Source organism: Halostella pelagica, from assembly GCF_004762015.1.
In the GTDB taxonomy this organism is placed as follows: domain Archaea; phylum Halobacteriota; class Halobacteria; order Halobacteriales; family Natronoarchaeaceae; genus Halostella; species Halostella pelagica.
In genome coordinates, this window is record NZ_SJES01000006.1 from 70,677 (window position 1) to 87,335 (window position 16,659).

General features: G+C 62.2%; 19 protein-coding genes. 9 read left to right on the plus strand and 10 right to left on the minus strand.

Going from position 1 to position 16,659, the window contains the following annotated elements:
* The first annotated feature begins 51 nt into the window (after window positions 1-51).
* Window positions 52-1,503 (plus strand): aldehyde dehydrogenase family protein, encoded by a 1,452-nt coding sequence (locus EYW42_RS14220; protein ID WP_135535958.1) that lies wholly within the window; start codon window positions 52-54, stop codon window positions 1,501-1,503.
* Between the two features lie 111 nt (window positions 1,504-1,614).
* The gene (locus EYW42_RS14225) at window positions 1,615-2,769 is read left to right on the plus strand and encodes an acyl-CoA dehydrogenase family protein (RefSeq protein WP_135535959.1); all 1,155 of its coding nucleotides are present in this window, start codon (window positions 1,615-1,617) and stop codon (window positions 2,767-2,769) included.
* Here EYW42_RS14225 and EYW42_RS14230 read toward each other — a convergent pair.
* The 6 genes from EYW42_RS14230 to EYW42_RS14255 all read right to left on the minus strand — a co-directional run bounded on the left by EYW42_RS14230 (window position 2,766) and on the right by EYW42_RS14255 (window position 6,198).
* Window positions 2,766-3,608: an enoyl-CoA hydratase/isomerase family protein gene (locus tag EYW42_RS14230; RefSeq protein ID WP_135535960.1), complete on the minus strand. Its 843-nt coding sequence runs from the start codon at window positions 3,606-3,608 to the stop codon at window positions 2,766-2,768. The genes EYW42_RS14225 and EYW42_RS14230 overlap by 4 nt on opposite strands.
* 125 nt (window positions 3,609-3,733) lie before the next feature.
* Window positions 3,734-3,901 (minus strand): PaaD-like zinc ribbon domain-containing protein, encoded by a 168-nt coding sequence (locus EYW42_RS14235; RefSeq protein ID WP_202613909.1) that lies wholly within the window; start codon window positions 3,899-3,901, stop codon window positions 3,734-3,736.
* A 4-nt stretch (window positions 3,902-3,905) separates the two neighbouring features.
* Window positions 3,906-4,667 carry a Phenylacetic acid catabolic protein gene (locus EYW42_RS14240; RefSeq protein WP_135535962.1) on the minus strand — a complete coding sequence of 254 codons (762 nt, stop codon included), beginning with the start codon at window positions 4,665-4,667 and terminating at the stop codon, window positions 3,906-3,908.
* Entirely contained in the window at window positions 4,660-4,881 is a 222-nt protein-coding gene (locus tag EYW42_RS14245) for a phenylacetic acid degradation PaaB family protein (protein ID WP_135535963.1), read from the minus strand. The genes EYW42_RS14240 and EYW42_RS14245 overlap by 8 nt, the downstream gene beginning before the upstream one ends.
* Window positions 4,878-5,273, minus strand: a complete 396-nt coding sequence (locus EYW42_RS14250) for a metal-sulfur cluster assembly factor (protein ID WP_135535964.1) — start codon at window positions 5,271-5,273, stop codon at window positions 4,878-4,880. The genes EYW42_RS14245 and EYW42_RS14250 overlap by 4 nt, the downstream gene beginning before the upstream one ends.
* Window positions 5,274-5,277: 4 nt before the next feature.
* Complete coding sequence (locus EYW42_RS14255) at window positions 5,278-6,198, minus strand: 1,2-phenylacetyl-CoA epoxidase subunit PaaC (protein ID WP_135535965.1); 921 nt, start codon at window positions 6,196-6,198, stop codon at window positions 5,278-5,280.
* A 292-nt stretch (window positions 6,199-6,490) separates the two neighbouring features.
* Between EYW42_RS14255 and EYW42_RS14260 the strand changes: the two genes are divergently transcribed.
* Together EYW42_RS14260 and EYW42_RS14265 are read left to right on the plus strand one after the other, a co-directional pair.
* Window positions 6,491-6,985 carry a GNAT family N-acetyltransferase gene (locus tag EYW42_RS14260; protein WP_135535966.1) on the plus strand — a complete coding sequence of 165 codons (495 nt, stop codon included), beginning with the start codon at window positions 6,491-6,493 and terminating at the stop codon, window positions 6,983-6,985.
* Window positions 6,986-6,990: 5 nt separating this feature from the next.
* Window positions 6,991-7,275, plus strand: a complete 285-nt coding sequence (locus tag EYW42_RS14265) for a 2Fe-2S iron-sulfur cluster-binding protein (RefSeq protein WP_135535967.1) — start codon at window positions 6,991-6,993, stop codon at window positions 7,273-7,275.
* 656 nt (window positions 7,276-7,931) lie between these two features.
* Here EYW42_RS14265 and EYW42_RS14270 read toward each other — a convergent pair.
* The 4 genes from EYW42_RS14270 to EYW42_RS14285 all read right to left on the minus strand — a co-directional run bounded on the left by EYW42_RS14270 (window position 7,932) and on the right by EYW42_RS14285 (window position 11,743).
* Complete coding sequence (locus tag EYW42_RS14270) at window positions 7,932-9,566, minus strand: acyl-CoA synthetase (protein WP_135535968.1); 1,635 nt, start codon at window positions 9,564-9,566, stop codon at window positions 7,932-7,934.
* A gap of 109 nt (window positions 9,567-9,675) precedes the next feature.
* Entirely contained in the window at window positions 9,676-10,023 is a 348-nt protein-coding gene (locus EYW42_RS14275; RefSeq protein WP_135535969.1) for a hypothetical protein, read from the minus strand.
* 63 nt (window positions 10,024-10,086) lie between these two features.
* Window positions 10,087-10,857, minus strand: coding sequence for a CoA-transferase subunit beta (locus EYW42_RS14280; protein WP_135535970.1), 771 nt, complete (start codon window positions 10,855-10,857; stop codon window positions 10,087-10,089).
* Window positions 10,847-11,743, minus strand: a complete 897-nt coding sequence (locus EYW42_RS14285; protein WP_135535971.1) for a CoA transferase subunit A — start codon at window positions 11,741-11,743, stop codon at window positions 10,847-10,849. Before EYW42_RS14285 ends, EYW42_RS14280 begins: the two co-directional genes overlap by 11 nt.
* A 118-nt stretch (window positions 11,744-11,861) precedes the next feature.
* On the opposite strand from EYW42_RS14285, the gene EYW42_RS14290 reads away from it, so the two are divergent.
* The 5 genes from EYW42_RS14290 to EYW42_RS14310 are packed head-to-tail and all read left to right on the plus strand — an operon-like array spanning window position 11,862 to window position 16,643.
* Window positions 11,862-13,124 carry a substrate-binding domain-containing protein gene (locus EYW42_RS14290; protein ID WP_135535972.1) on the plus strand — a complete coding sequence of 421 codons (1,263 nt, stop codon included), beginning with the start codon at window positions 11,862-11,864 and terminating at the stop codon, window positions 13,122-13,124.
* A gap of 51 nt (window positions 13,125-13,175) precedes the next feature.
* Window positions 13,176-14,051, plus strand: coding sequence for a branched-chain amino acid ABC transporter permease (locus tag EYW42_RS14295; RefSeq protein WP_237561341.1), 876 nt, complete (start codon window positions 13,176-13,178; stop codon window positions 14,049-14,051).
* A complete protein-coding gene (locus EYW42_RS14300; RefSeq protein WP_135535973.1) occupies window positions 14,052-15,137 on the plus strand; it encodes a branched-chain amino acid ABC transporter permease in 1,086 nt (361 codons plus the stop codon).
* Window positions 15,134-15,925 carry an ABC transporter ATP-binding protein gene (locus EYW42_RS14305; RefSeq protein WP_135535974.1) on the plus strand — a complete coding sequence of 264 codons (792 nt, stop codon included), beginning with the start codon at window positions 15,134-15,136 and terminating at the stop codon, window positions 15,923-15,925. Before EYW42_RS14300 ends, EYW42_RS14305 begins: the two co-directional genes overlap by 4 nt.
* Window position 15,926: 1 nt before the next feature.
* Window positions 15,927-16,643, plus strand: a complete 717-nt coding sequence (locus EYW42_RS14310) for an ABC transporter ATP-binding protein (RefSeq protein WP_135535975.1) — start codon at window positions 15,927-15,929, stop codon at window positions 16,641-16,643.
* The last annotated feature ends 16 nt before the right edge of the window (window positions 16,644-16,659 follow it).

Below are 16,659 nucleotides of genomic sequence, written 5' to 3' on the forward strand. Positions count from 1 at the left end.
CGGAACCGGATGCCGTACACTTTTGTTGTCTCAAACAGTACCCTCGCGTGTATGAGTTACTCCGGTCCGACGACCCTGTATATCGACGGAGAGTGGACCGCCGCGGAGAGCGGCGAGACGTTCGTCACCGAGGATCCGGCCACGGAAGAGCCGTACGCCGATGTCGCGGAGGCGGCCGAAGCGGACGTGGACCGCGCCGTCGCAGCGGCGTACGAGGCCGCCGACCGCGACGGGGAGTGGCGGTCGCTCGGACCTCGCGAGCGCGGCCAGCATCTGCACGCGATGGCCGACGCCATCGAGGAACGAAAGGACGAGATCGTAAACGTCGAGTCCCACGACAACGGAAAGACGCCGTTCGAGGCGTCGCTCGACATCGACATGGTCATCGAAACGTTCAGGTACTACGCCGGCTGGACCGACAAGATCCAGGGCGACGAGGTCCCCGTTCCCGGCGACCGACTAAACTACACCGTTCGCGAGCCGGTCGGCGTTACCGGACACGTGATCCCGTGGAACTACCCGTTCCAGCTCGCGGGCCGGAGCCTCGCGCCGGCGCTCGCCTGTGGTAACACGGCGGTGCTGAAACCCTCCAGTACGACGCCGCTTTCGGCGCTGTACTACGCCGTGGCCGCGGAGGAGGCGGGTCTCCCCGAGGGCGTCTTGAACGTCGTCCCCGGCCGCGGCAGCACTGCCGGAAACCGACTCGCCGAACACCCGGACGTCGACCACGTCGCCTTCACCGGCAGCACGGGCGTTGGCAAGGGCGTCATGGAGCGCGCATCGGAGAACGTCACTGGCGTCACGCTCGAACTCGGCGGGAAGGGGCCGAACGTCATCTTCCCTGACGCCGACCTCGACGCGGCGGCCGCCGGCTGTCACTACGGCATCTTCATGAATGCCGGCCAGATGTGCTGGGCCGGGTCGCGTCTGGTCGTTCACGAGTCGGTCCACGACGAGGTCGTCGACCGCGTCGTCCAGCGAGCGGAGTCGACGCCGCTGGGAAGCGGCATCGACGACGACGGCCAGATGGGGCCGACCGTGAGCGAGAGCCAGCAACAGGAGGTCCTCGACTACATCGAGACCGGGAAGGAGGAGGGAGCGACCGTCGCCACCGGCGGCGGCGTCCCCGAGGACAAGGACGCCGGATACTTCGTCGAGCCGACGGTGTTTACGGACGTGACGAACGACATGACTATCGCGCAGGAGGAGATATTCGGACCCGTACTCTCGGTGATCAGTTTCTCCGACCGGGAGGAGGCGATCGAGATCGCCAACGACTCCCCGTACGGACTGATGGCCGGCGTGTGGACCTCCGACCTCAAAACGGCCCACACGGTCGCCGAGTATCTGGACTACGGCATGGTCAGCGTCAACGAATATCCCGTCACGCAGCCTCAGACTCCCTTCGGCGGCTTCAAGGAGAGCGGCTACGGCCGCGAGCAGGGGACCGAGGCGCTCCACGAGTACACCCAGACGAAGAACGTGAACGTCAACCTGGAGTAACGTCTCGGAGCCGCCTCTCGCCTCGCGTCGGTAACGTTACTGGGGGTAAGTTCGTCAGCGTTTCCGCCCCCTGAGAACTTTTATGGTATCGTGCCCCGCGAGTAGCAGTGTATGAGTCTCATCGAGAGCGCGCTCTCCGACGAGCACCGCGAGTTCCGTGACCGGGCTGCGACCTTCGCGTCCGAAGTCGTCGAACCGAACGCCGAAGACATCGAACGAACTGACGAGTTCCCCCGAGACGTTGTCGAGAAAGCGGGTGACAGGGAGCTGCTCGGGATCCTACTGCCCGAGGAGTACGGCGGCGAGGGCTCCGACTTCCTCTCGTACTGTTTGGCGGTCGAGCAGATCGCACAGGCCTCCGGTGCCGTCGCGGAGACGATTCAGGGCCACACGTTCGCCGCGCTCCCTATCGCGAACTTCGGCAGCGAGGAACAGAAAGAGCGGTATCTTGAGCCCATGGCGCGGGGTGAGATGACCGGCGCGATGCTGCTGACCGAACCTGGTGCCGGTAGTTCCCCGAGCGAACTCGTGACCGTCGCCGATGCGGACGACGACGGCTACCTGCTAAACGGCGAGAAGTCCTTCGGCACGAACGCCGGCGTCGCGGACGTTCATCTCGTCGTGGCACGCAGGCGGCCCGCCCCGGAGGACAGTCACGGCGTGAGCGTGTTCCTGATGCCCGGCATCGACGAACGGGAGGGGTTCACTTTCGACCGGACGGAGTTCATGGGCATGCGCGGCCACGTGACCGGGGACTCGACGCTCGACGACGTCCGCGTCGACGAGTCGGCGCTGCTCGGCGATGTCGGACACGGGTTCCGCATCGCGATGGGAACCATCGACATGGCCCGGACTGGACTGGGGGCCATCGGGACGGGGTTAGCGACCGCCGCGTTCGACGACGCGATCGACTACGCGGGCGACCGCGAGCAGGGCGGGCAACCGGTCGGCGAGTATCAGGCCGTCCAGGTACTCGTCGCCGAAATGGACGCCCAGCTAGACGGCGCGCGCCATCTCGTCTACGACTCCGCGAAGGCTATCGCCGACGGAAACGGGGACACCCGGAAGTCGAGCAAGGCAAAGTACGTCGCGAGCGACGCCGCGGAGTTCGTCACCCGGAACGCGATGCAGGTCCACGGCGGCAAGGGGTACAGCAAGGATCTGCCGCTCGAACGGTACTACAGGGACGCGAAGATACTGAGTATCATCGGCGGAACGACCGAGATACAGAAAACAACAGCCGCGTCGGAAGCGCTGAACCTCTAGTCGTCGTCCGGAGCGCCGGGTTCCTTGTCGCCGAGTTCGACGGCCTTGAAGTCCGGCTGGTGGTCGCCGAGGTACGCGTCGACGCCTTCCTTTGCAACGTCCGACCCGAGCAGTCGGTTCTGGAGCTCGCGCTCGTGAGCGAGCGCGTCCGACAGCGGCATTTCGAGCCCCTCGTTGACGGCCAGTTTGTTGTTCCCGACGGCCAGGTGCGATTTTTCGGTGATCTGCCGTGCGAACTCGAACGCCTCGTCCTCGACCTCGTCCGGCGGGTGAACCTCGTCGAAGATCCCGCGCTCGACGGCTTCCTCGGGCGTGACAGTCTCGCCCGTGATCATCATTTCGAGGGCGGTCGAGCGGTCGATGTACCGCGGGAGCAACTGCGTCCCGGCCTCGCCGGCAATGAGTCCGAGGTGTATCTCCGGCATACCGACGTTGTAGTCGTCGTCGTTGCCCGCGTATCGGAAGTCACAGGCTAGCGCCAGTTCGAGGCCGCCGCCCATGCAGTGGCCGTCGATCATCGCGATGAAGATGGTGTCTGTCGTGCGCATCTTCATGATGACCTCCTTGCTCGTCTGGCTGGCGTAGCCGACCTGCTTGCCGGACTCGTCCTGTAGCGCCTGGATGTCGAAGCCGGTCGAGAAGAACTTCTCGTTCGCGCTGCCGAACAGGCAGGCGCGAACCTCCTCGTCGAAGCGAACGGTCTCGACGGCCCGCTGGAGTTCCAGGAGCACGTCGATGTTGTGCGCGTTCGCCGGCGGTCGGTTGAGACGGATGGTTCCTACGTTGTCCTCCAGCTCTGTCTGGAAATATTCCAGATCAAGCTCACTAAACGATTGCATACACACAGTGCAATACCATCCGTCTATAAGTAATTTTCCCTCAGGATATGTGCTGAGGTCCATAGAAAGACAGTTTTAGCGGCGCTATCCGCCGATTCCGGGACCCCCGGAGCGCCACCGTTTCGCTACTCGTCCGGCTGCTTCCCTTCCCACTTGATCCGCTCGAAGACCGTGTGACAGCCGTTGCAGTAGTACTGCGATTTGGACACTTCGCTCCCGAATGCGGACTCCTGCTCAGCGTCCTGTGAACCGCAGTGCGGACACTCGACCGTCGGCTCTCCCGAGTCAGTCACGGTGTCACCTCGCGAACATCGCGTTCTCTTCGCCGGTGAGCTGACGGATGTCCTCATCGCTGATGCCGCCCGACCCGACTCGACGGCGGGTTTCGTCCCAGTCGTCCGGGTCGGGGACCGTCCAGTCGACGCCGTCGAGCGACACCGGCGTGTCGTCGAACAGTTCCCGGTAATGGTCGGCGAACGAGTCTCTGATAGACGCTATCGACGTGTCGGTGAACCCGGCGTCAAGCAGCGGGTCGGCGTCGTCGTCGTACGTAGACGGGCCGATAAACGCCATCGTCTGCGGAAGCGTCTCTTCGAGCGTCTCCTGGATCCTGCTGGGGTACTCCTCCGCCAGCGTCTCCAGTCTGGCGTCGTGATACTCCAGATGGAAGTACTCTTCCTCCCCGATCTTCGTGATCATCCCGTCCATGTCGTCCCGGTCGATCGCATCGAGGAGATACCACGCGGCCCGGTCAGCGGGCGCTATCGTCGCCACGTACTCGGGCCACTCGCCGTCTATCACGTCGAGCGCGGAGACGTTGTTGAACTCCGTCGGATCGCGGTCGCCCTGGAGCCAGTCGTCGTCCCGTCCCTGTTGCTGGAGCATGCGGAACAACTGTCGGACGTGGCCGACTTCCTCCTGGGCGGCGCTGGACCCGCCGATGTCGTCCTCCAGCGACGGCCCGGCCAGGCTCCACTGGGCGTTCCGGTGGCCGAGGACGAGCTTCGTGTCCGCGATCGCCTGAACGTACTCGACTGCCTCAACTGGCCAGTCACTCATCGGTGGTCACCGTGGTTCTGGGGGTTCCGTGTTCGACCTCGAGGAGGTCTCCCTGTCTGACGACCGCCATGTAGTCCCAGTCCTCTTCGTCGAACGTGTTGTGTGCGTACATCTTGGCCAGCCTTCCGTTTTTCGCGCTGACGTTGCCGACGTGTTTCGTGTCGTCGCCCTGGTTCTTGCGGGCGAACACTTCGTATTTCTCAGTGTCGCTCATAGTCCGATCCCGGATTCTCGCATTTTCTCGCGAACTTCGTCTGTGAGCATGTCTTTCGACCACACGGGGTCCCAGACGACCTCGACGTCGACGGACTCGACGCCTTCGATGACCCGGAGACAGCTCCGGACGTCGTTCTGAATCATGTCGTACGCCGGGCACCCCATGCAGGGGTACGTCATCTCGACGTCGACGTGTCCGTCCGTCTCCTCGACGTCGTAGACCATCGCCATCTCGACGAGGCTGACGGGGATGTGCGGGTCGGGGATCTCGTCGACCGCGTCCCACAGGCGCTCCTCGAACGGGGTCGAGTCCGTCCGACGGTTCTCGATGAATTCGCTGGTTCGTGGCGGTCCGGCCGAACTGTCGACGTTTCGGTTTGTCGTTGCCATCGTATCAGATACCGACATCGACTTTTCCGGACTGGATGAGGTTCACGTACTTCTCGTTGGCGGGGCCGCGGTCCCGCCAGCGGTCGAGCACGTCCGACCATGAAATGTGCTCGTTCATCCGCCAGTCCTTGTTCTCAGCGTCGAAAGCGATCGGCAGGTCGTATTCGAGGACGTACTCGTCGGCCTCCTCGTCGTGGTGGGCCGGCACGTCTAGGTCGAGTTCGTCCATCAGCGGAAGCGTCCGCGAGAGCCAGTCCTGTCTGAGTTCGTCGTTGGATTTGCCCTTGATGCGGTAGTCCAACTGGTCGGTGTTGCGCTTCTTGTCGTCGGGCATACCGAACCATTCGACGCCGATGGGGAACATCCAGTCGACGGCTTCCTGTAGCTTGTCTTTGGTTTTGTCGTTCTTGTTCGCCAGCCGGCGCATCCACGTCTCGCCGTGGCGCAGGTGGAACTGCTCTTCCTTCTCGACTTTCGTGAGCGCGCGCTTCCACGGCGCGTACGACGTGTTCTCGTAGATATCGCCGAGCAGGACCATCCCCGCACGGTCGAAGATCCCGTGGGCGGTCACGAGTTCGGCGAAGTTCTCGATGTGCTGGTCGAACCCGTACGTGTTTCGGAACTCGTACGGTTCGCGCCCGTAGATGAGTTCCTCGCGGTCCTCGCCGAGGTCTTCGAGCAGGCGGTACGCGATGTGGCCGTGACCGAGTTCGTCCTGAATGACGCTCACGCAAGAGGTACGTGCGTCGAGCGACGGCGCGTTCAGCGACTGGTCGTAGTACGCCGGCGCGCTCATCAGTTCGGTGTCTCCGGACACCAGCAGGATCTGCTTGAGCGCCTCCTTGTAGCCCTCCGTCATCTCCTCCTCGGACTCGATCATCTTCCCGTTTTGCACCTGTTCTTTCAACTGTTTCTCTGTGGGCATGGTTCGAACAGTATCGACTTACCGGGCCAGGTTTATAATTGTTTTCTGTATACGTTGCGCGTATCGGCTCTGACGCCCGGATCCTCGTAAGGGTCTGAATCGAGTAGTCCACAACGTGCGGGGCGACCGGTACCCAATTCAACGGCGAACGTGCCCTCGACCATAGTCGACACGCACCCACGAACGTAGGAGATGAACTCTCGTGCGGCCGGTCTTCGCTGTTTGATCCCTCGGGGGATATCAGATCCGTTCGACAGGATCTTTTTTGTCAATCGGGTTCGTTCGGTATCACATGACGTACGACGTTCGACAGGCGACGTTGGACGACGGAGAGGAACTGCTCGACCTTTGGCACGGATTCACCGACCACCTCTCCAAGTACGACGACAGATACCGTCACAAAGAGGACGCCGACGACCGCTGGTTGCAGTATTTCGAGAACCAACTCGTCGATTCGAAGTACGGAATGGTCGTCGTCGCGGAAGACGAGGAGACCGGAGAACTCATCGGCGCTCTCGAGGGGCGCGTGATGGGGGACCATCCGATATTCCGACTCGAAGACCACGGGTACATCAACGGGCACTACGTCGAACCCGAGCATCAGGGGAAAGGCGTCGGAAAAGCGTTGCTCGACGAGGCCCACGACTGGTTCGCCGGCAGCCCCCACGAGGTCGACTTCTACCGGATCGACGTGATGGAGGGCGACGATGATGCCGCGCAGGTGTACGAGGAGTTCGGCTTCGAACCCGTCGAGCACGTGTACGAAAAATCAACCGAGGAACGGTAGTTCACATGGTCGAGACGCACACCGTCGAACTCGTCGACAGAGACGTGACGCTCGAAGTCCCGGAGAACCAGTCGATCCTCGAAGCCGCGGAGGAAGCAGGTATCGACCTCCCCTATCAGTGCCGTATGGGTATCTGCGGAGTCTGTTGTGCGATGCGGGAGTCCGACTGTGACGTCGAACAGACCGAGGGCATGTTCCTCTCGGACAGCGAGAAGGAGGAAGGGTACGTCCTGACCTGCATCGCAAGGCCCCTGTCCGACATGAAGATCGAGACGGACGAGAGTCCCTAAGGAGTCAGAGTTTCCTCCCTTGCCGTCGTAGCGTCGGAGTTCTCCTGTCCCGCTCTTGGTCAGCTACCGCTCCGTAGTATCGGGCGTATACGGATTCCGTATACGCTCTCAAAACACACCCTATAGGTTGTTGTCTTAGCCGCTCGACTGGGATCACTTCTGAATGTACGACAACTCTCGGCCGTGACTCCCGCTGACGTAGTTATCTTGACGAACGCGTTCAGTTCCCGGGACCTGGTTATTTTTTGTGACCGGCATCTCTCAGGGGTCTGGTGAAGTAGAGGCGAAAAACACACCCTAAGTGTGTGTTATCCCACCGGCCCGGTACGACGTGTTTTCGCTGCCCGGGGAATCACTCGCGTATACGAACGGCGAATACGACTTCGAATACGGCGCAAAATAACACGGACTAAGGGTGTGTTTGTTTGCAGGATTGTGCCTGTACCGTCAGATCAGACACGTACGCGCAACCGTGAAGACGAGGTCCTGCCATATTCCAGACTACTACCGTATACGAACACCGTATACATGCGATAGGCAACACGTGGATCTTCCTCATTCGGCACTGTCGCATTGGTATCATTGGAGAAGTTGCTACCGACGGTACGACTGCGGAAGGAGTAGCGAACTGTCATACGGCAGCGAAGAAGGCCGCGCTACGACTGCTCTTGATCCCGGAGTTCGGTCCGACGGATCTTCCCCGTCTCGGTCCGGGGGAGTTCGCTCACGAACTCCACCTCGCGCGGGTACTTGTACGGTGCAAGGGAGTTTTTCACGTGGTTCTGTATTTCCTCGACCAGAGCGTCGTTAGCCGGTTGGTCCTCTGTTAGCACGACGAACGCCTTCACTATCTCGCCGCGTTCCTCGTCCGGGCTCCCGATGACGGCTACTTCCGATACGGACTCTTGCTCCTGAATGACTGCCTCTACCTCGGGCCCGGGGATGTTGTATCCGCTCGAAATGATGAGGTCGTCGTTCCGGGACTTGTACTCCAGGCGACCGTCCGCTCGCTGGACGAATATGTCTCCCGGATACGACCAGCCGTCCTTCACGGCGTCCGCCTGTTTGTCCGGCCGGCCCCAGTACTCGATCCCGGTCGGACCGCGGACCGCCAGTAGTCCCGGTTCGCCGCGCTCACACTCCTCTCCGGTGTCGGGGTCGACGATCTTGCACTCGTATCCCGGGACGGGGAACCCGGTCGCGCTGGGGTCTATCTCCTCGTCGTGGCGATGACTGATGAAGATGTGTAGCATCTCCGTCGTCCCGATCCCGTCGAGTAGCTCGACCCCGTACTCGTCTCGGAACGATTCGAACGTCGTCGGCGTCAGCGGCTCGCCGGCGCTCACGCCGACCCGTAGCGAGGACACGTCGTACGTCTCGGGCCCGTCCGGATACTCCGAGAGCATCTGGTTGAACGCCGTCGGGATCGAACAGAGCACCGTGATACCGTGGTTCTCGACGGCTTCGAGCAGGTCGCCCGGGTCCGCGTCCTCAACGATACTCGTGCTCCCGCCGAACCGTAACGGGAACGTGACGAGATCCCCGTACCCATACGCGAACGGTAGCGGCGGATTACCGCCAAAAACGTCGTCTTCCGAGGGTTCCAGACAGTACCGAGCGTAGGTGTCGGCGGATGCGAGGATCTGTCGATGGGTGTGGATCGCGCCTTTCGGCCGCCCCGTCGTCCCGCTGGTGTAAAGCATCAGCGCGGGGTCGTCGCGCTTAGTCTCGCGGCTCTCGAGGTCGGTGCTCGCCGAGTCCAGCAGGTCGTCGTAACTGTGCCGGTCGTGTTCGACGCCGTTTCGCTCGGCGACGATCACGTTTTCGACCGTCTCCAGGTCGGACATCGCGTTTTCGACCTCGTCGAGCAGGTCGTCGTAGACGATGATCGCACGCGCTTCGGCGTTGTTGATGATGTACCGTAGCTCCTTCGCGCGGAGGAGCTTCATCGACGGAAGCGCAACGCCACCGATCTTCTGGATGGCGAGACAGCTGACGATAGCCTCCGGGCGGTTCGGGAACCGAACGGCGACGCGGTCACCCGCTTCGATCCCCATATCGAGGAGCGCGTTCCCCATCCGGTTCACTCGTTCCTGTAGTTCCGCGTAGGTGATCTCTTCGTCCTCGAAGTGGATCGCCACGTTGTCCCCGCGTCCGTCCTGTACGTGTGTGTCCACGAGTTCGTCGACGACGTTGATCCGCTTTGGGTAGTGGGCCTCGGGGACGGCGTGAATATAGTCCGGCTTCGCTGATTCGTCTGGTAAGTTCTCCGCTGGCTCTCTTAGCGCCATGATAACTATTCGATCATAGGATCAGACCAAATACCTAACGGTTGTTGTACGGAAATCCAACACGAAACCGAAATTCTATCTGTGATCTTTCGATGTGCTCGCTGCACCGTTACTCGGCGGATCCGGTCGTTTCCTCGAACAGATCCTCGTGCAACTGGCGAACGTCTGCGACGACAGCGCGGTCCTCGTCGAGCCTGTACGTGGCTGCGTCGTCGAGTTCGTCCGTTTCAACGACGATCCCCGAAGACCGGAGTTCGTCGAGGTGGTCGGCGACCCTATCGTCGTCGACGCCGGAGATCCGTGCGATCTCGCTCACGCTGAAGTCGGTCGTCGGAATCTCCGACTCGGTCAACAGCGCGCTTACGATCCGGGTTTTCGGGTGGTCTCCGAACACCGCCGTCAGTGGGAGGTCGTCGGCGAATGCTTCGGGGCTGTCGATATCGTCGGTACCTGGCATACACGGGAGAACGTGCTGCCAGTTCTTAACATCGGGGTGTTCACCGACCCTGGTCGCCGTCATCTACGTCCAGAAGCCGTCAGGGTCGAACGTTCGGATCAGTTCTAGCTCCTCTCCCGTCGGTTTCGAGGTTGTGGTCACTGTCCCTTCGCCCACGTCCGACGCCGTGTTCACGTCCCACGGGAAGTCGGCAAGCACGTCGTCGGCGTCGACGCCGGGGTGCGTGCTACGGAGATAGAGTTCGCCGTCGTGGAATCCGAAGGTGGCTTTGGAGGTGACGAGAGCGCTGGGACCGCCGCCTGGGGCGGGATGGTTCTCTCGGCCGCTTCCGTCGCTCGCATGTCCCGGACTGGTGACGTAGTTGACCTCCTCCACGAACCGCCGCGGTTCGTGCGGCATCAGCAGAACAGTCCTGTCGGCCATACACGCGATGTCGCAGGCACCGCCGCTACCGGGGAGTCGAACCTCGCGGTCACCCGCTCGAACCCGCGTGGTGTTGAGGTTTCCATACCGGTCTACCTCGGCCCCGCCGAGGAAGCCGACATCGACGTCGCCCCGCTGGAGGCGACTCATGATGTCGATCATCCCGGTCGTCGACACGGCGCGGTTCAGGTTCGGGAGGTCACACATCGTGTGAATGAACCCGTCGGCCGGGGCGTCTCTGACGACCCCGCTCTCGTAGACGGCCACCGAATCGGGCGCGTGTGTGCTGACGGCGACCTGGAACGCGATAAGTGGGAGTCGCATACCGACGAAGGCCGTGTCACCGTTGTCTATCTCGGCGGCCGCGGCACTGACCATCAGTTCTCGGTCGGTGTACTCCTCACTGGCCATACTGCACCTCCGCGGCGACGGTGGGTTCGGTGATCGACAGGTCGGCGTCGACTAACTCCATGTACTCGTCACGGTTCTCGACGCCGTACACCCACTCGTCTGCCCACTCGTCGAACGCTTCCTGCGTGTCTGTCTGACTGTGATAGTCGAGGTAGTACTCGTTGTCGCGGTTGTAGTGGCCCGTCAACGGGGACGGGTGCGCCCCGAAGGGGCACTCGACGACGGCGGTGACCTGTTCGCGGGTGATAGCAGTCCTGCTCGGGTCGCTCTTGATCGTCTCGGAGTCTACGACTTCCTCGGTCGTCACGAGGACGTTCTCCGCGGCACCGACGGCGGGGTCCGTGATTCCGGTGTTGCCCCACATGTGGACGTCGCCCTCGGTGCTCGCACGCTGTGCGTGGACCACGGTCCAGTCTGGATTTACCGCCGGCACCTGTACGACCTCGTCGCCGGTAAACGGGTCCTCGGCGCGGGCGAACAGATCGCTCTCCTTGAAGATATCGCTCCCGAGTAGCGATCTGGTCGGCAGATACGGGACGCCCATCGCACCGGCTTTGAGCGCGAGCGCGATACTGAAATTAGAGTGATTCTCGACGCGTATCCGGTCGTTTTCGACTGCCTCGCGGAACCGGTAGCCGGTGCCGGCGCTCACGTTACCGACCCACGCCGCCCGGATACCCGAAACCGCGCCGCCGCCGACCAACTGGTCGAACAGGAGGTCGCTGATGGGGCCGATCATCGTGAGGTCGTCCGTTCCCTGCCGCAGCAGTTCGTGGCCGACCGCGAAAGGTATCGCATGTTCGAGCGCGAGACCGGCAGCCACGGAACTGCCGGACTCTATCTCCGACACTGCCTCTTCCAACGTAGGTAACGGGTTTGCTGCCATGCACTGATCCGTCTACGATATTCCCTTATAAATCCACGCGGCGTTCCGGCTCTGACTCCGGAGAAAAGAACTCCTCATGGTCGAAAATTATAAATGCATGATCGACTACGACTTGTGTATGACTCCCAAGAGGAGCACTACCAAGCGTGGACAGCGAGACGCATCACAGTCGTCGACAACTACGTCGCGACGACGATTCCTGCTCAGTAGCGGCGTCGCGGGAACGGCCGCCGCTCTGGGGGGTTGTCTCGGTGGGATCACCGGCAGCGACGACGGGACGTTGACGGTCGGGTACGTGCTCCCCTTTTCGGGGACGTACTCGTTGCTCGGAGAGAGTATCGTCAACGGCTTCGAACTCTTTCTCGACCAGAACGACGGTCAGATAGCCGGCCGCGAGGTCGAAACGGTACAGAGCGACACGGAGGCCGACACCGACCGCGGCGTCTCGGTGACCCGTCAGATGCTAGTCGACGAGGGTGCGGACGTCCTCGTCGGTCCGGTGTCGAGCGCTGTCGCGATAGCGATGATGCAGACGGTCGAGAACGAGGCCAGCGCGATCTGGCTCAACGCCAACGCCGGCGACTACCGCGTCGTCAAGGAGGGCTGTCTGAAGTATCACTTCCGAACGTCGTTCAACGACTGGCAGACCAGTGCCCCGCTCGCGCCGTGGGTGTACGACAACGTCGCCGACAACGTCGTTCTCGCCTACGCCGACTACGCGTTCGGCCAGAACTCGAAGAACTTCTTCGCGGAGGCGTTCGAAGAGGCCGGCGGCGAAGTCGTCGGCGAGGTCGGCGTACCGCTCGGCAGCGACGACTACTCGCCGTACCTCGGTGAGATCGAGGACAGCGGTGCTGACGCCGTGTTCTCGTTTTTCGCCGGTAGCGACGCGGTCAACTACGTCTCCCAGTTCAGCGACTTCGGTCTCGACGACAAGATGACACAGACGGGGAGCGGGTTCCTCCTCTCTGAAGACACGCTCCCCGCGCAAGGGGAAGCGGCACTCGGGAAGTACTCTATCCTGCACTACACGCCGACGAAGCAAAACGACCGGAACCAGGAGTTCGTCGAGAACTACATGAGCGAACACGACTCTCGGCCGAACGTGTACGCAGTTCAGGGGTACGACTCGGCGCAGGCCTTCAACGCCGCTGTCGACGACGTCGACGGGACGGACCCGGACGACCTTGCCGACTCGCTCAGCGGCATGGAGATAGACAGCCCGCGCGGGAGTTTCCAGTTCCACCCTGAAACGAACGACCCGATCCAGGACATGGATATCCGCCAAGTCGTCGAGAGCGACGGGGAAGTCCCCGTCGAGAACGAGGTCGTCGAAACCCTCGAACGGCCCGAGCTCCCGACCTGGGGTTGCAGCCTGTAAGATGACCACCGACCCGAACAACCAGCGCCACACTACTGGAGGTGAGACGCAGTGGTAGACGCGACGACGCTGATCCGGGCCACCTTGCTCGGCCTTCAGCTTGGAATGACGCTCGCGCTCGTCGCCGCAGGTCTCACGCTCATCTTCGGGATGTTAGACGTGATCAACTTCGCCCATGGCGCGCTGTACATGCTGGGGGCGTACTTCGGGGTCACCGTCGCAACTGAACTGGGGAGTTTCTGGTTGGCGCTCGTCATCGCGCCTCTCCTCGTCGCTGTCGTCGGTGGCGCGATAGAGATTCTGTCGCTTCGACCGCTGTACGGACGCAACCCGCTGTATCACATCCTGCTCACGTTCGGAATCGCTATCATGACGCAGGGGCTCGTCGTCGAGATCTGGGGCGCTCAGTCGCTCAGGATCCAGGTTCCCGATGCGCTCTCGGGCACGCTGACGTACGGGTCGCTCAGCTATCCCGTCTACTGGATGTTCGTCCTGGCGGTGAGCACCGTTCTCATCGGAGCGATCTGGCTCGCGATCAGCAGGAGCGACATCGGTATCATCATCCGCGCGAGCGCTCACGACACGGAGATGGTCGACGCGCTCGGCTTCGACGTATCGAGGGTGTTCACGGGCGTCGTCGTGTTCGGCGCCGCGCTCGCGGGCGTCGCAGGTGTCCTCCTCGGTGCGTCGCGGTCAGTGAACCCCGGCATGGGGTTCGGCGTGATCATCCAGGCGTTCGTCATCGTCGTTATCGGCGGTCTCGGGAGCTTCCGCGGGGCCGTGTTCAGCGCGTTACTGATCGGGCTCGTCACTGCCTACGGCGCCCTGATCGCGCCGTCGCTGACCGACCTGTTCATGTTCGCGCTGATGGCAGTCGTCCTGATAATCAAACCGAGCGGTCTCTTCGGCGCAACGGAGGCAGCATAGATGCGCGAGATCGTTGCCATGTTCGACCCGCGACGCACGTCCGTCGGGGACAGCCAGATCCTCACGAGCAGGGGGCGACTCGCCGTGTTCGGCCTCATCGTCTTGCTCGGGGTTCTGGGCCCGGTCGTCGCCATCGTCGAACCGTACTGGCTGTACATCCTCGTGCAGGTACTCGTGTTCGCGCTGCTTGCGCTGTCGCTGGACTTCGTGTTCGGCTACGCCGGATTGCTGTCGTTCGGCCACGCGGCCATGTTCGGCGCCGGCGGGTACTCGGCGGCGTTGCTGATAACGGAGGTTACGCCGAACGCACTCGTCGTTTTGCCGGTGGCGATGCTCACTGGCGTCGCGGTCGCGGCCGTGATCGGTTGGTTCAGCGTTCGTTCTCGGGGAATTTACTTCGCAATGCTGACGCTGGCGTTCGCACAGATGTTCTACGTAGCGGCGTTCGCTGACCTCCCCGCGACCCTTCTCGGCGTCGAATCGATCACCGGGGGCGACAACGGGATCTACGGCATCGCACTGTACGAACTGATCGGAATCGACCTGAGCGACCGGATCAACTACTACTTCCTGACACTGCTTCTGGTCGCGCTGTCGCTCGCGTTCCTCGTTCGTCTGGCGAACTCGCCGTTCGGGCGCGTTCTCCAGGGGATCCGCGAGAACGAGGAGCGGGTGGCGTTCATCGGGTACGACGTCCGCCGGTACAAGGTCGTCGGGTTCGCCATCAGCGGCGGATTCGCCGGCCTCGCCGGTGGGCTGTACGTTCCGTTCCAGAGCCTCGCTCACCCTCAGTTCCTCCACTGGACCGTCAGCGGCGAACTCGTCGTGATGCTGTTGCTCGGCGGGATGGGGACGCTCTGGGGGCCGATGCTGGGAGCCGCGTCGGTCATCATCCTGGAGGAGATGCTCGGCGGGATAGCGGCCTGGGAGGTCATCCTCGGCGGCATCTTCGTCGTGGTCGTCATCTTCGCTCCGCGGGGACTAGCGGGGATACTCATCTCTCTTAAAGAGGACCCGCGGAACGCCCTGACGAACGCGAAAAACGCGATCGAAAACTACGTCCGCAAAGTCCGAGGGAAATCATGAACCGCACCAAGCCCGAGACGCCCGACAGCGAAACGACGGACGAGACGCTACTTCGAACGGACGACGTGACGAAGAAGTTCGGTCAACTGACTGCCATCAACGACGTCTCGATGTCGATCCCGGAGGGCGAGATCACGTCGATCATCGGCCCGAACGGTGCGGGGAAGACGACCCTGTTCAACCTGTTCACCGGCAAGTACGAGCCGACCAGCGGTCAGATACGGTTCCGGGACGAGCGAATCGACGGCATGGCACCGCACGATATCGTCGACAAAGGGGTCGTCAGATCATTTCAGATAACAAACTTTTTCGACGACCTGACTACGAGAGAGAACGTTCGACTCGCCACACAAGCCCGGTATTCCGGATTCGGTGCGTCCGATTTCCTCCGGCATTACACGAGCCTCGACGGTGCGGTCGACGACGCGGAGGCCGTACTGGAGCGCGTTCACCTTCTCGATGTCGCCGACAGGCAGGCATCGAACCTTTCGTACGGCCAGCGACGGCATCTGGAGATCGGGATCGCGCTCGCCGCCGGTCCGGATCTGCTGTTGATGGACGAGCCAACGGCGGGGATGAGCCCGGAGGAGACCCTGGATACGGTCGAACTGATCGAGGAGATCGCGTCGGACACGACGCTGGTTCTCATCGAACACGACATGGATATCGTCATGGACATATCAGAATTCATAGTAGTAATGAACGAGGGAGAACTCATCGCGCGAGGAGACCCCGCGGAGATCCGAACGGACGACCGCGTGCAGCGAGCGTATCTGGGTGGTGAGTGAGATGGCAGAGGAACTGCTCTCCGTCTCGTCGATCAACACTCACTACGGGCAGAGTCACGTCCTCTTCGACGTCTCGCTCTCGGTCGACCGCGGCGGGATCGTCGCGCTGGTCGGCCGCAACGGGGCCGGCAAGACAACGACGCTACGGAGCATCATGTGTCTCACCCCGGTGTCCTCGGGGACGATAACGATGAACGGCGAGGAGATCCAGGGGCTCCAACCGCACGCCGTCCGCAAGCGGGGTATCTCCTGGGTGCCAGAAGGGAGACGCGTGTTCGGCGATCTGACAGTCGAAGAGAATCTCAGACTCGCGGCACACACCGGCGAAGGCGACAAACGCGCCGGGTTCGAGGAGATATACGACCGCTTCCCGCGACTCGACGAACGTCGAACGCAGAAAGCGGGGACGATGAGCGGCGGTGAACAGCAGATGCTCGCCATCGCGCGTGGACTGCTCGGCCCGGAGACCGACCTCCTCCTGCTCGACGAACCGAGCGAGGGTCTCGCACCCCAGATAGTCGAGGACGTAAAGGATATCATCCGGGACCTCAACGACGACGGGGTTACGATACTCCTCGTCGAACAGAACGCCGAGATGGCGCTCGACCTGGCCGACCTCGCCTACGTGCTTGAAACCGGCGAGGTCGTCCACGACGCGCCGGCCTCGGAGTTGCTGAGCGACCGGTCCGCGATGGAGACGTATCTGGGGGTGAAATGAACGTGATCCGCAATAT